At 43.7% G+C, this 14,643-nt stretch carries 9 protein-coding genes; 7 read left to right on the plus strand and 2 right to left on the minus strand.

What is annotated here, in order from left to right:
* Positions 1-59: 59 nt before the first annotated feature.
* A complete protein-coding gene (locus DXD04_RS03845; RefSeq protein ID WP_007560223.1) occupies positions 60-1,331 on the plus strand; it encodes a peptidase U32 family protein in 1,272 nt (423 codons plus the stop codon).
* 282 nt (positions 1,332-1,613) lie between these two features.
* The gene (locus DXD04_RS03850) at positions 1,614-3,110 is read left to right on the plus strand and encodes a DUF3843 family protein (RefSeq protein ID WP_117671050.1); all 1,497 of its coding nucleotides are present in this window, start codon (positions 1,614-1,616) and stop codon (positions 3,108-3,110) included.
* Here DXD04_RS03850 and mnmA read toward each other — a convergent pair whose 3' ends face one another.
* Both mnmA and DXD04_RS03860 read right to left on the minus strand, forming a co-directional pair.
* Complete coding sequence (gene mnmA, locus DXD04_RS03855; RefSeq protein ID WP_117671051.1) at positions 3,111-4,160, minus strand: tRNA 2-thiouridine(34) synthase MnmA; 1,050 nt, start codon at positions 4,158-4,160, stop codon at positions 3,111-3,113.
* A 10-nt stretch (positions 4,161-4,170) separates the two neighbouring features.
* Positions 4,171-7,014 (minus strand): beta-glucosidase, encoded by a 2,844-nt coding sequence (locus tag DXD04_RS03860; protein WP_270526674.1) that lies wholly within the window; start codon positions 7,012-7,014, stop codon positions 4,171-4,173.
* 368 nt (positions 7,015-7,382) lie between these two features.
* Between DXD04_RS03860 and DXD04_RS03865 the strand changes: the two genes are divergently transcribed.
* The 5 genes from DXD04_RS03865 to DXD04_RS03890 all read left to right on the plus strand — a co-directional run bounded on the left by DXD04_RS03865 (position 7,383) and on the right by DXD04_RS03890 (position 14,514).
* A complete protein-coding gene (locus tag DXD04_RS03865; protein WP_181977140.1) occupies positions 7,383-9,734 on the plus strand; it encodes a glycosyl hydrolase 115 family protein in 2,352 nt (783 codons plus the stop codon).
* A gap of 22 nt (positions 9,735-9,756) precedes the next feature.
* Positions 9,757-10,437: an SGNH/GDSL hydrolase family protein gene (locus DXD04_RS03870; RefSeq protein ID WP_117671140.1), complete on the plus strand. Its 681-nt coding sequence runs from the start codon at positions 9,757-9,759 to the stop codon at positions 10,435-10,437.
* Between the two features lie 260 nt (positions 10,438-10,697).
* Positions 10,698-12,803: a glycoside hydrolase family 97 protein gene (locus DXD04_RS03880; protein WP_117671055.1), complete on the plus strand. Its 2,106-nt coding sequence runs from the start codon at positions 10,698-10,700 to the stop codon at positions 12,801-12,803.
* Positions 12,804-12,956: 153 nt separating this feature from the next.
* Positions 12,957-13,520, plus strand: coding sequence for an RNA polymerase sigma-70 factor (locus tag DXD04_RS03885; RefSeq protein WP_117671058.1), 564 nt, complete (start codon positions 12,957-12,959; stop codon positions 13,518-13,520).
* Entirely contained in the window at positions 13,513-14,514 is a 1,002-nt protein-coding gene (locus tag DXD04_RS03890; protein ID WP_117671060.1) for a FecR family protein, read from the plus strand. The genes DXD04_RS03885 and DXD04_RS03890 overlap by 8 nt, the downstream gene beginning before the upstream one ends.
* Positions 14,515-14,643 lie beyond the last annotated feature (129 nt).

Raw genomic sequence — 14,643 nt, forward strand, 5'->3', positions numbered from 1 at the left:
AAATTTTATTATATCCTGAAAAAACGCTACCTTTGCACCGTAATATTACAATCACGGAAATGAGTTATACAATCAAAGATTTTGAAATCATGGCGCCCGTAGGCTCACGTGAGTCATTGGCGGCTGCCCTTCATGCCGGAGCCGATTCCATTTATTTCGGTATTGAAAGCTTGAACATGCGTGCGCGTTCGGCGAGCACTTTTACTATAGACGATTTACGTGAAATCGCCAAGATATGCGATGAACATGGAGTAAAGAGTTACCTGACTATTAACACCATTATTTACGACGAGGATATTACTTTGATGCGTAAAATAGTGGATGCCGCAAAAGAAGCTGGTATCAGTGCGGTCATTGCGGCCGATGTGGCAGTAATGGCTTATTGTAATGAAGTGGGACAGGAGGTACACCTTTCTACTCAGTTGAACATCAGTAACGCAGAAGCATTGAAATTTTATTCACGCTTTGCCGATGTGGTGGTGTTGGCACGCGAACTGAATCTGAAACAGGTACGTAAGATTTACGATGCTATTCAGGAGCAGCAAATCAAGGGTCCGATGGGTGAGCTGGTGCGTATCGAAATGTTCTGCCACGGAGCTTTGTGTATGGCCGTTTCCGGAAAGTGTTATTTGAGCCTGAACGAGCTGAATGCTTCGGCCAATCGCGGAGCTTGCATGCAGGTATGCCGTCGTGCGTATACGGTAAAGGATAAGGAAAGTGACATTGAACTGGAAGTGGATAACCAGTACATCATGTCGCCGAAAGACTTGAAGACCATTCATTTTATGGACGAGATGATTGAAGCGGGTGTACGGGTATTCAAGATTGAAGGTCGTGCCCGTGGTCCTGAGTATGTACGTACAGTAGTAGAATGCTACAAGGAAGCTATCCAGTCGTACATTGACGGTACATTCTCCGATGAAAAGGTGGCCAACTGGGATGAACGTCTGAAGACAGTATTCAATCGTGGTTTCTGGAACGGCTATTATTTAGGACAGCGTTTGGGTGAATGGAGCAAGAACTACGGTTCGGAAGCAACGGAGCGTAAAGTATATGCCGGACGTGGAATCAAGTACTTCTCTAATATCGGAGTAGCTGAATTCCTGATCGAAGCCTCAGAAATTAAAGTTGGCGATAAATTGTTGATTACTGGTCCTACTACCGGTGCCATGTATGTCACCTTGGACGAGGCTCGTGTAGACTTGAAGCCGGTGGATGTGGTGAAGAAGGGTGTGCACGTGTCATTTAAAGTGCCCGACCGTATCCGTCCCAGCGATCGTTTGTACCGCATGGTGCCCGCCGAAGAGTTGAAGGCAAAACGGAAAGAGTAAGTTTATTTGAAGAATAGCGATAGTATCCTGTCAGGGCTTTTAAAAAGGAGCCTTGACAGGATTTTTTTATGAGAATAGGATATAAACACCTCGGTTAATTACTTGTTGAAAGACTTGTGAATATAATTGTTGATATCCTAATTTTTTATTGATTATCAGCATGATGTGTAAATTAACAGGTTGTGAATTACTTGTGAATAATAAATAAGTCTCTTTGGGATAGCTTGCTTGTTCTCATAATTATTTTACATTTGCACTCCAGAACTTAAAATCTTATGTAATATGAAAAAGATATATGTAAAAGAGTGGATGTTATTTCAACCATACGAACGACAGGATGAAGTAGACACGTACTATGTAAACGTTGCCAATCATATAGCTGGATGTTTAAAGGATTTTGTTGGAGGACGTTATCCAGAACATTCAGTGCATGGAATTGCCATTTATTTGACGCTCTGGTTTCAGGATGTGATTTCACAGACCGGAATTTGGCAAGCATTCTCTGAAGAATGCCGTAAGCGGTATGGCTGCCTTGTTCCTTTTATGACTCCGGAAAAAGAAAAAGATTATTATCCGGGAGAAGTGAATCCGGAAGATTTGCAGTTTCTGCTATGGCATTATCTTCAATGCATGGAGAAACAGGCTGGTGGCGTATTGAATCCAGAGAATCCGGCTTTTGAGGAATTGGCTAATCAAATCTATGATTATTTGTCGGAAGAGTTTCAGGTAGCTCCAGAGAATGAGCGGCTGCATGCGATGTTATATGGGGAGGCCTTTGGAGAAAACGATTACATGCGTTATCGTAGTGTACTGGAGTGGTTCCATTTCTGCAGTTATGTAGGCTTTGAAAACCGAGGTGAGTATCAGAGAGTGGTAGATACGGTTGCACGAATGGGACAGAATGTCAATCCGCATATTTTGTCGTACGATGTAAAGCAGAACATTCTGTTTGAAGGACGCAAGAACTTGCTTTCCTTGACATCGGTAGAATGGCTGGCTTTGGTAGGAAAGAGTCATCCTGAAACAGCTTTGTGGGCGGAAGTAAAAGCTCTTCCTCAGGAAATGTATCTTTATGAAGGGGAAGATGAAAAATTCCTGTTTGTGAAAGATTTGTCGAAGAAAGAAGGAGAACAGCTGAGTATTCGGAAAGACTCTTTGAATATGGATTCCTTGAAAGCCCGTAAGGAAGGAGTAACCATATTAAGTTGCCGACTGGTACAGTACGGAGGAGCCTGGTGGCAAGACGGTATGCTGGTTGTATCTGATTTACAGGAGAAAGTGAAGGAAGAGATTGAACAGCGAATTGCCGCACGTGAAGGCATAAAGAAAACATTTGATGAATTTATGAAAGCATCTGGTGGCAAACAATTTGTGTTCTGTAAGTCGGAAGAAGAAGTGCAGGACTTCCTTTCTCAGAAATTGGGATATAAGGAAAAAGAAGGAATAGAATTGCCGAAGATGGATGCCACACACGGATTGGTTCTGATGGTTTCTCCACATACCGGCATACATGTTCAAATGCAGTTGTGTGAATGCATTTCTTCACCGGATAATACATTTTATGATGCCGAAGCTGCTAAGAAGCAGGCGGCCATGTTTATATTGAATCCCAATGTGATACCTTACGATTTGAGTTGTGCTTTGCAGGATGCCGATACGCTTCCGGATGCTTGCCTGAACAGTGCGTTGGGTGAGGAACACGGACGGGAAACAATGAAGAGAAACGCGCGTTTCTTTACAGATTATTTCTTTGAAAAATGTAGAGAGAAGGATTGTTGATTACTCAATAATCCCTCCTCCCAATACGGTATTACCCCGATAAAATGCAGCTGCCTGCCCGCTGGCAATAGAAGCCAGCGGTTCATGCAGTTGTATATGCAGTCGCTGGTCGTCCAGTAAGGTGACAGTGCATCGGTTGGCTTGTTTCCGGTAGCGTATTTTAACAATGACGTCTTCGTGTCCAAGCACTACATCAGGATTGATCAGGTTCCAGTGGGTGAGATACATTTCGTTTTTCTCCAGTGCGTGCAGATTGTCGCTGATAATTACTTTATTTTCCTGCGGAATGATTTCTTTGACAAAGAGCGCTTTGTTCAAGTGAATACCTAACCCTCTCCGCTGTCCGATGGTGTAAAACGGATAGCCTTCATGTTTCCCGATTTTCTGTCCTTGCTCGTCATAAAAGTTTCCAGGGATGATTTCTCCTTCGGGTACATGAGCTTTCAGGAAGGTACGGTAATCCATCGGGCAAAAACACACACCTAAGCTGTCACGCCTCTTGGCGGCTTTCAGGAATCCGCGTGCGGCAGCGATTTCGCGTACACGGGTCTTGGTCAGTCCGCCCATAGGGAGGCACATTCTCTCCAGAATGGATTGTGGAAGTCCCCACAAGAAGAAAGACTGGTCTTTGTCTGCGTCATTTCCGCAGGTAATGTACCAGTATCCATCTATTTTTTGTTTGTTGACGTAGTGCCCGGTAGCCAGATGATAGATACCTTTTTCGTCAGCTATTTGTTGCAGTAAGGGCCATTTCAGGTAGTTGTTGCAGAGTGTACAGGGTACCGGGGTACGTCCGGCCATGTATTCCTGAATAAAATAGTGTATGATTTTTTCCTGAAACATTTTCCGTGCATCGTAAATCAAATGAGGTATGCCTAGCGTACAGCATAGGTCACGTGCATCGTCCAGGTATTCTGTATTTCCGTCTTTTTCAAAAAAGCGAAAGGTGATGCCGGTCACTTTGTAGCCTGCATCTTGCAATAGAAGGGCGGCAACCGAACTGTCGGTGCCGCCGCTCATTCCCAATAGAACTTTGTTATTTTCTTTCATCGGGACAAAGTTACTCTTTTCTCAGTTCCGGCAATTTGATTTCTGCAATTTCTGCACTTCCATTAGTTATCAGGATACGCAGGTCACTGCCTCCTGTCTTGTTGAACCGAATGGTTTCTTCCTGATTGGGAGTAACTTCTCCGCGTTGTACCGGAAGGAATTGTCCGCCTCCGCTGGAAATCTGAATCTCGTAGCGTGCTCCGGCTTCCGCATTCTTCCAGGCTACATTGATACGGTCTACCTTGGCATTTTCTGCCAGCTCGAAGGAGATGTATTCTCCTTTTTCACCTTTCCAGGTAGTGGAATAGTCTCCGTCAACCACATGAATGATATGACTCTTGTTTTTGCTGGCACTGATAAAGTCACGCGGGTCCGATTCTATTATTTCATTGGCAGATGCCTGTCCGTAAGCTCGGATTTCAAGTCCTTTTTTCAGTCGGATGTCTTCGGAAGAAGCCCCTATCATAATCTGGAACATACCCGGCTCTACAACCCAGTGATTGTCTTTGTTGAGTAGTTGGAAATCACGTGGAAGTAGCTGGAAGCTGACCTCTTTGGTTTCACCCGGCTCCAAGTGTACGCGTTCAAAGCCGCGCAAGTTCTTTTCATACGTGGTCACACTGCTGACGACATCGCGTGTGTACAACTGTACCACTTCATCTCCGCTTCGTGTACCGGTATTTTTAATTTTACAAGTCACGGTGACCGGCTCTTTGTCGGTAATGACAGGAGAGGAGAGTTGTAAGTTGCTGTATTCAAAAGTAGTATAGCTCAGTCCGTATCCGAACGGATAGAGTGGACCGTTGATACGCGATTGATTACCCTTCATGCCAGGTGTTTGTCCGCCGTCTACTTGTGAAGCAGGCTTGGCCGGGAAATTAAAAGGTATCTGACCTACGGTTTTAGGGAAGGTAACAGTCAGCTTTCCTCCCGGGTTGTAATCTCCGAAGAGAGCTTCGGCGATGGCTGTTCCTCCTTGCGAACCAGGATACCAGGCCTCCAGAATGGCCGGTACAAATTTATCTGCCCAGTTGATACTGAGCGGACGACCGTTAATTAGTACCAGTACCACTGGTTTTCCAGTGGCTACTATGGCCTCCAAAAGTTGCTGCTGATGGCCGGGGAGATCCAGGCTGGTACGCGATTTGTTTTCTCCACAAGTGCGGATGCCTCCTCCCAATACAACTACAGCTACGTCACTTTCTTTGACATTATCGACAGCTTTCTGAATTTCGGTTTTTTCCTCTGCGGTAAGTGGATAAGAAATGATTTCCGATTCCGGCCAATTGGTATCTACAAGGTCACATCCTTTGGTATAGGTTACCTTTGTACCTTCCTTAACCTGTTGTTTGATACCTTCTAGTACGGTGGTTACTTCTACTGCTACGGGACCGTAGTGGGTAAGTGCAAAGGATGCTTCATCAGCATTTGGACCACATACGGCAATACGCTTGATTTGTGATTTATCCAAAGGAAGCAGGTTGTTTGCATTTTTCAGCAGCACGAGCCCTTCGCGGGAAGCCTGTAAGGCAACTTGTTGATGTGCCTCACTGTTGACTTCTTTATCAGCTAAAGCAAGGTCTGTCTGATAAGGTGTGTCGAACAGACCTGTCAGAAATTTGACACGTAAGATATCTCTTACCCGGTTGTCAATGGTTTCCATACTGAGTCCTCCTTCCTGAATCAGCTCACGCAACGGGAGTACGTATGATTCTGGTGAACGGAACGTACAGCGTACATTCAGTCCTGCTTCTACACTCTGGCGGACTGCCTCTTTCATGTCTTTTGCCGTTTTGTGCTTGCTGTAGAGATATTCTACCGCGTCACTGTCGGATACTACATAGCCTCTAAATCCCATGGTGCCTCTTAGGCGTTGTGTCAGCCAATAGTAGCTACTTTGGATAGGAAATCCGTCATAATCATTGTAGGAACTCATTACTCCCAGGATACCAGCCTCCTGGATTACTCTTGTAAAAGGATAAGCATGTATGTTTTCTACCTCTCTCCATGACATTTGCGGGTCAACCCTTGCAAAACCTTCGCGGGCGCCTTTGTTATTACTATAGGCGATGAAGTGTTTGGCTGTAGAAGCTACCTGCATGTCGGTTTGAAGTCCCTTTCCCATGGCGATGCCCAGTTCTGCTACCAGATAAGGACTTTCTCCATATACTTCTTCGTAGCGTCCCCAGCGTTGGTCGCGGCCTACGTCCAGGATAGGGGCGTATACGTTGGTGTACCCCAGTAAGCGGGCCTCTCGTCCTGTGATGTAGCCTACCTGGCGTATCAGTTCCCTGTTCCAGGTGTGTCCGAGTGCCAGTTGGGTTGGGAAGTTGGTTGCAATATAGTTTTCTACTCCCCGGATACCTTCATTGGTAAAGTCAGCCGGTATACCCAGGCGCGTTTCTTCTACGAAAAAGCGTTGTACCTCGTTCAGAGCCCAGGCATGGTTCGAAGCTGGCCATACCAGTTCATTTTGCATTGGAGGGACACCCCATCCTCGGAACGCATTCAGATGCTCATCGATAGCTCCGATACCGTCTTTCCATAACTGGTTTTTCCAGTCGGGAGTAGGCAATGAATCTTTTAAAACTCTTTGATATCCATAAAGCGTGACCATCTGGCAGGTCTTTTCCTCCATAGTCATTTGGGAAAGCAAGTCTTCAATTCGGTCGTTTAATGGTGCTTTAGGATCTTCGTAAATATCTTTCCGACCATTTTTGTTGAAGTCAATCCATTCTTTATGATACATGCTTTTCTTTTTGGGAACATACGTTTTGGAAACCTCCAATGCATGACCTGTTATACTGCAAAGCGATGTGCAAGAAAGAAGGCAATAGAATAATTGTTTTTTCATGTGATACAGCTAGAATTAGGGTTGTTTTACTTGACCTCAAAAATAGAATTATTCAGAAAATAAATGGTGATAAAATTGTCCATTCAAATGAACTTTCCGTCTTTATTTAAGTTAAGGGCATAAAAAAAGGAGTTCCGCTGAACTCCAACCTTTGTTAACCTTAAATCTAATACTATGAAAAACACGTTGCAAAGGTAAGGCTTTTCAGGGAAATAGCAAGCGTGAAATATGTTTTATAACATGAATTAAGAAAAGAATAGGGCTTATTCAGACCTTTTATACAAAATTCCATATAAAAATATTATTCTACATGGAGGAAAATGCAGGAAATGTGTTTTTTTGCAACCAAATCATCTATGAAAATACGTATGAAAAGAAAATTAGCTGTTGTTTTATTGATTTGTATCTCTTGTCATATTGGTTGGGCAGCACAAGATTTTGTCTGGAAATCGGGGCAGAATATGAAGGTGGTGTGTGATACTACAGAAGCTCCGGTGGTGAAAGTTGCGCTTGATTTGTTGAAACGTGATTGCCGGTCGGTACTTTCTGGAGAAATATCTCGTTCGGAGAATACCGGAAACATTTATGTCGGTACATGGGGAGAAAGCTCCGTGCTACAAGCGTTAGCTGATACTCGCCAGCTGGATGTAGCTCAGCTCGACGAGCATAGAGAGGCTTTTTTATTGAATGTACTTCCTGACGGAAGACTGGTTGTGGCAGGAAGTGATAAGCGTGGAACGGCTTATGGAGTACTTGAACTTTCTCGTATGATGGGAGTTTCTCCATGGGAATGGTGGGCTGATGCGGTACCCGAAAAAAAAGAGGAATTTTGTTTGCCTGCAGGTTTCCGGAAACTGGAGTATCCTCAGGTAGCTTATCGGGGAATATTTATTAATGATGAAGATTGGGGACTGACTCCCTGGAGTTGGAAACATTATGAGCCTTCCGAGCGGAAAGGACAGATAGGGCCGAAAACGCATGCACGTATTTTTGAACTGTTGCTTCGCTTGCGGGCCAATACTTTCTGGCCGGCCATGCATGAGTGCTCCATTCCTTTCTTTTTTACCGAAGGGAATAAGGAAATGGCCGATAAGTATGCAATTTATCTGGGTACTTCTCATTGTGAACCGATGATGCGCAATACTAACGGCGAGTGGAAAACGGCCGGGAAGGGGGAGTACGACTATGTACACAACCGGAAAAATGTCTTGTCTTTCTGGGAGGAACGTGTAAAGCAACTTTGCTACTCGGATGATATTTACACCTTAGGTATGCGCGGTGTACACGATGGAAAGATGCAGGGAGCCAAGACACTGGAAGAACAGAAGAAAGCTCTTACGGAGATTCTGGCAGACCAGCGGCGTATGCTGGCAAAATATAAAGGAAAGGATTTGACAAAAGTGCCACAAGTGCTGATTCCGTATAAGGAGGTGCTGGATATTTATCAGGCAGGACTACAGGTGCCTGAGGATGTAACTTTGATGTGGTGTGACGACAATTATGGATATATTACCCATTTCCCTACTGCCGAAGAGGCCGCTCGTCCCGGAGGGAATGGCATTTACTATCATGTGTCTTATTGGGGGCGTCCGCATGATTACCTGTGGCTTTCTACGGCGAGTCCTTATTTGCTTTATCAGCAGATGAAGCAGGCATACGAAAAAGGTATCCGCCAGATGTGGATTCTGAATGTGGGGGATATAAAGCCGGCAGAGTATCAGACGGAGTTGTTTATGGATATGGCATGGAATATCGGTCGGGTGCAGCAGACTGGAGTCACCGGACATCTTTCTCATTTTCTGTCTAGGGAGTTTGGAGCTGTTTCGGCTTCTGCTTTGTTACCCTTGTTGCAGGAGCATTACCGGTTGGCATACATCCGTAAACCGGAGTTTATGGGGCATACAAGAACCGAAGAGAAAGATCCGAAATACAAAATCGTTACTGACCTTCCTTGGAGTGAGGGAGAAATCCGGAAGCGGTTGTCGCTTTACCAGGCTCTCGAAGACCGTGCGGAGGTATGGAGCAGAAGAATGCCTGAGACAAAGCGTACTGCTTATTTTCATTTGGTACAGTATCCCGTTCAGGGAGCTTCACAGATGAATAAGAAATGTCTGTATGCACAGTTGGCCCGTCACGGAAAGGCTGACTGGCAATTGAGTGAACAAGCGTTCGACAGTATTGTATCGCTGACACATAGGTACAACCAGGGGAAATGGCAAGGTTTTATGGATTATAAACCTCGTAATTTATCTGTATATCAACGGATTCCGAAAAGTACGGCTACTGATTCTTTGAAATCCACTCGCTCCTGTCTCTTTAAATGGAATGGTCTGGAGGCTATGGAAGGTAATCTGTTGCCGTGCGAGGGATTGGGGTACGAAGGTATGGCAGCTGGTATTTCAAAAGACTCCTCAGTGGTGTTTCACTTTGACGGGTGTCCGGCAGACTCGGTAGAAGTGGAACTTCGTCTTCTTCCGGCACATCCAGTGGTTGGAAATGAATTGCGCGTGCAAGTTTCTTTAGATGAGGTGCAGTCGCTTCCTGTGTCTTATCGTACTTATGGCCGTAGTGAAGAATGGAAACAAAATGTGTTGTCCAATCAGGCTGTGCTTCGTTTGAAATTTCCATTGCGTGGAAATCGAACCCATCGAATTACGATTCAGGCATTGGATGAGGGAGTGGTATTAGACCAGTTGTATGTATATGAATGGAAGGATTAATTATGTAAACAGAGATAACAATATGAAACAGTTGAGATTCTTTTTTATCCTTATGGCATGGGTCTGTATCCATACCACTTGGGGACAGGTGAGTACGTCGTCTGATCCGTTGTATGGAAAACGTATCGGAGTCATAGGCGACAGCTATGTAAGAAATCATCGTGAGCCGGTGGAATATACATGGCATTATAAGTTTGCGAAAAAGCATGGAATGCAATATTTCAATTACGGGCGTAATGGGAATTGTGTAGCCATGCCTCGTGCTCGTTTCGGCGAGGCGATGTATAAACGTTATAAAGAAATGACTGATTCATTGGATTATGTGGTGGTCATTGCCGGACACAATGATGCTTCCCTCCTCGATTCTATCGGTATTGATAATTACAAGGAAAAACTGGGCATATTGTGTGAGGGGCTGATTGAAAAGTATCCTTCTGCCAAACTGTTTTTCTTTACCTGCTGGACACGAAAAAATTTTTCAGGCAGTGCAGCCGAGAAAGTCGTGGATGCGACATTGGAGGTGTGCGGGCGTTACAGTATTCCTGTTTTTGATGCAGCACGTAAGGGAAATATCTTTGCGCAAAGCGATGCTTTCCGCAAGATTTACTTTCAGAATGAAGGCGTAAACGATACAGCTCATTTGAATGCGAAAGGACATGACCGTTTCTTGCCTTGTGCGGAAGCTTTTTTGCTTCAATATTGATAAAACATCTTTTCCTTTCTGTATATAAGTCATTTTGCTGTGGCATATTCTCTGTTTCACACTGTGAAATACAAAAACCACAGTGTGGGATACATATTTCACACTGTGGGATACAAATCCCACGGTGTGAAACAGAGAATCGATAAAGGGATTCTCGGGAATATAGAAGGGGTATTTTATTTTCATATTGTGCGTCATGCAGTAAGTGTTTTTTTTTGTATGATTGTTATATATATGACAAACATAAAAAATATACAGCGATGAGAACGATTTTTGTATTGCTTGGGTTGCTGGCGGCATCTGTAACGGTGAATGCACAGACATTGACCTCGCCCGACGGAAACTTCAAGATGCAGTTTCATCTATCAGACGAAGGCAAACCAGTCTATTCGTTAATGTACAAAGAAAAAGAAGTGATAAATGAAAGCAAAATGGGCCTCCAGATAAGTCCTTCGATTGCATTTGATCGTAACTTTAGTGTGGTGGAAACGAAGATAGATAGTTGCGATACGGTCTGGAAAACAGTCTGGGGACAGAACAGTGAGATCAGAGACCACCATAAAGAGTTGTGGGTGGCACTGAAACAAGAAAAATCCGGCAGACTTCTGAATATCCGCTTCCGGTTGTTTAATGACGGTCTGGGTTTCCGTTATGAATTCCCTGTGCAAAATAATCTGCGTCATTTTACCCTAAAAGAAGAATTGACAGAATTTCAGCTGGCTGGCAATCATAAAGCTTTCTGGATTCCGGCTGACTACGATACCAATGAGTTTCAGATAACTACTTCCCGCCTTTCGGAGGTACCTCTTTTAATTGATGAGGCCCGCAATGAGCCTTTGGCTTGTAAATCACCGACTCCGAATCTGGCTGTGCAGACTCCGCTGATGCTGAAGTCTGACAATGGACTGTATATTAATATTCATGAGGCTGCACTGGTAAATTATCCGGCCATGCATTTGAACCTGGATGCAGAAACTTATCTTATGAGTGCACACTTGACGCCCGATAAGAATGGAAACAAGGGATACATTCAGACTGGAAGTGTGACGCCGTGGCGTACGATTATTGTGAGCGACGATGCCCGCGATATACTGGCTTCCAACTTGATTCTGAATTTGAATGAACCTTGTAAGATAGAGGATACTTCATGGATAAAGCCTACTAAATACGTTGGTGTATGGTGGGAATATTTCACGGGTGGAGGTTCTACATGGGCCTATACCGACACGCAGGATGTCGTGATAGGACAAACTGATTACAAGCAACTGAAACCTAACGGGCATCATGGAGCCAATACGGCTCATGTGAAAGAATACATCGACTTTGCAGCCAAACATGGATTTGACGCCGTGCTGGTGGAAGGATGGAATGAAGGATGGGAAGATAACTATGCGTATGCCAAAGAATTTATCTATAGCTTTACTACTCCTTATCCAGATTTTGACGTGAAGGAGTTACAGGCGTATGCGGCTTCCAAAGGGGTAAAGATTATCATGCACCATGAAACCACCTCGTCTGTGGCTGATTATGAGCGTCAGATGGATGATGCGTTCCGTTTCATGAAAGATAACGGATACGATGCGGTGAAAACTGGATATGTAGGCCCGATTATTCCACGTAGTGAGCATCACGACGGACAGTGGATGGTGAACCATTACAACCGTGTGGCAGAAAAGGCAGCCCAGTATAAGATCATGGTCAATTCGCACGAAGCGGTTCGTCCGACCGGTTTATGTCGTACTTATCCTAACTGGATTGCACAAGAGTCGGCACGAGGAACAGAGTTTGAATCATTCAACGGCATTCGTCCGGACCACCAGACCATACTTCCGTTTACCCGTCTGATGGGAGGACCGATGGATTACACCCCGGGTATTTTTGAGGGAGACTTGTCAGTGTATGGCAGTAACAAGGCAAAGTTGGGTACTACACTAGTAAAACAATTAGCTTTGTATGTCACGATGTACAGTCCGCTTCAGATGGCTGCCGATTTGTATCAGAATTATGAGAAATATCCGGATGCGTTTCAGTTTATTAAGGATGTGGCAGTTGACTGGGATCATACCTATATATTAGAGGCGGAACCGGGAGATTACATCACGATTGCCCGTAAGGCTAAAGGGAAAAATGAATGGTATATAGGAGGTATTACGGATGAAAACAGCCGTGAAGCCCTTATCGACTTCAGCTTTTTGCCGAAAGGCAAGAAATATCAGGCCGTTATCTATGCAGACGGGAAAAAAGCCGACTGGCGGACAAATCCGAAGGAATATGTAATAGAAACACGGACGGTAAGTCATAAGACTAAACTCAGACAAAAGCTGGCCCCCAGTGGCGGGGTAGCCATCAGTATAAAGGAATTATAGGTAGAAGATTGTTTTCAGGAAAATAAAGGTAGCTCTTTGATAGAATTGTCGGCATAATTATAAAGAACAGGTATTAGTGGATGACTTTGCATAAAAGTTGTTGAAATAGATTTTAAAATTTATCTTTGTGATAAATACCAAATCTGATCACTTATGTCTGTAAATAATTTTGAAACAATATATTATGGTTTGTTTAAACAGCATTATTCTGAATTGTTGTTTTATGCAACCCGTCTGGTAGGTGAGGATGATGCGGAAGATATTGTTCAGGATGTATTTGTTGAATTGTGGAACAATAAAAGCAAGATTGATTTTGATGACCACATCAAGTCTTTTTTATATAAGTCTGTTTATACAAGGTCCATCAATTTTCTGAAGCATAAATCGGTAGTGGATAGTTATACTTCGGAGGAAAAAGAATTTTTTGCCCAGAAGATTGCCTATTACAATTATGAAAACTCTGAGGTAATGGCACGGTTGGAGAATATGGAGTTGAAGAAGGAAATTCTGTCTGCCATCAATGATTTGCCGGATCAGAGCCGAAAAGTATTTAAGATGAGCTATCTCTACGAGATGAAGAATAAGGAAATTGCCGACATACTTGGTATTTCCCTGAGAACGGTAGAAGCCCATATGTATAAGGCTTTGAAGATACTGCGTGTAAAGCTCAGTCATCTGCTTTTATTATTAATTTGTTTTTTAGGTATATATGAATAACATTAGTGACGATATTATATGGAGGTATCTTCAGGGAATTGCAACAGCTGAAGATATGGAGGCGCTGAATGAATATATCAGTGCTTCTCCCGATAACAAAAAGTATTTGTTTTCCATAGAGGAGTTGTATCATCTGGGAAGGTGGAAATACGACGAAGAAGATAAAATAAACGCAGCCATGCAACGACTGAAATCGGTTGTACAGCCTGTTGAGATGTCTGTGCTTTCGGAAAAGAAGGTGAAAAAACAGATGAAGCACCTCTTTTTGTGGACTCGATATGCAGCGGCCGTGCTTGTGCTGGTGCTTATAGGATGGCTGTCCTTTAGGGGGTTGACAAGCGAGGATATGATAAGGGTTTACGCAGACAATAAGATAAGAAAGATTGAACTTGCAGATGGGACGAAAGTTTGGTTGAATAAGGGAAGCGTGTTTGAATATCCGGAAAACTTTGCAGGCGATAACCGAAAAGTCAGACTGAATGGGGAAGCTTATTTTGAAGTCGCTCGTCAGACTGGAAAGCATAAGTTTACGGTAGAGAGCAAATTGATGACCGTGGTAGTGCATGGTACGATTTTCAATATGAAAAGTTATGACCAAGCTACCGTCGCAGAAACTTCTCTTATTGAAGGAGAGGTGCTCGTGGAGTCGGGTGATGATGATTCGAAAATTATTTTGCTTCCCGGACAGAAAGCCATTGTGGAAGAAAGCAGCCATAAGATGGTTGTCAAAGAGACCAATTCGCTTATGGATGGGATTTGGCGGAATAACATGGTTCCTTTCCAGAATGCAACGATTCAAGATATTGCCAAGGTGCTGGAAGATTTATATCATGTCAAGATTGAGGTCCGTAAAGATATAGACTTGACACATACCTATTCAGGCATGATAGAGAAAAAAGAAAAGCTGGAGGATGTGATGAAGACCCTACAGAATAGCATTCCGATAAGATACAAGATAGAGAGTGATAAGGTTTTGATTGAACCCATGGAGTAAAATCCGATTCGGCAAACACGCATTTATGAGGTGTTTGCCGATTTTTTTATATTTCCCGAAAAAAATAATGAATTTGAGTAAGTGTTTTATATAGGGTGGCTGTTATATATGTACTATTGGAAATTGTAG

It is taken from the genome of Phocaeicola plebeius, assembly GCF_003437535.1.
In the GTDB taxonomy this organism is placed as follows: domain Bacteria; phylum Bacteroidota; class Bacteroidia; order Bacteroidales; family Bacteroidaceae; genus Phocaeicola; species Phocaeicola plebeius_A.

Excerpts from the sequence above, each read along its gene's own strand:
- DXD04_RS03890 (WP_117671060.1), top strand. The coding sequence starts at position 13,513 with ATGAATAACATTAGTGACGATATTATATGGAGGTATCTTCAGGGAATT.
- DXD04_RS03865 (WP_181977140.1), top strand. The coding sequence starts at position 7,383 with ATGAAAAGAAAATTAGCTGTTGTTTTATTGATTTGTATCTCTTGTCAT.
- DXD04_RS03850 (WP_117671050.1), top strand. The coding sequence starts at position 1,614 with ATGAAAAAGATATATGTAAAAGAGTGGATGTTATTTCAACCATACGAA.
- DXD04_RS03860 (WP_270526674.1), bottom strand. The coding sequence starts at position 7,014 with ATGAAAAAACAATTATTCTATTGCCTTCTTTCTTGCACATCGCTTTGC.
- DXD04_RS03845 (WP_007560223.1), top strand. The coding sequence starts at position 60 with ATGAGTTATACAATCAAAGATTTTGAAATCATGGCGCCCGTAGGCTCA.
- mnmA (WP_117671051.1), bottom strand. The coding sequence starts at position 4,160 with ATGAAAGAAAATAACAAAGTTCTATTGGGAATGAGCGGCGGCACCGAC.
- DXD04_RS03880 (WP_117671055.1), top strand. The coding sequence starts at position 10,698 with ATGAGAACGATTTTTGTATTGCTTGGGTTGCTGGCGGCATCTGTAACG.
- DXD04_RS03870 (WP_117671140.1), top strand. The coding sequence starts at position 9,757 with ATGAAACAGTTGAGATTCTTTTTTATCCTTATGGCATGGGTCTGTATC.
- DXD04_RS03885 (WP_117671058.1), top strand. The coding sequence starts at position 12,957 with ATGTCTGTAAATAATTTTGAAACAATATATTATGGTTTGTTTAAACAG.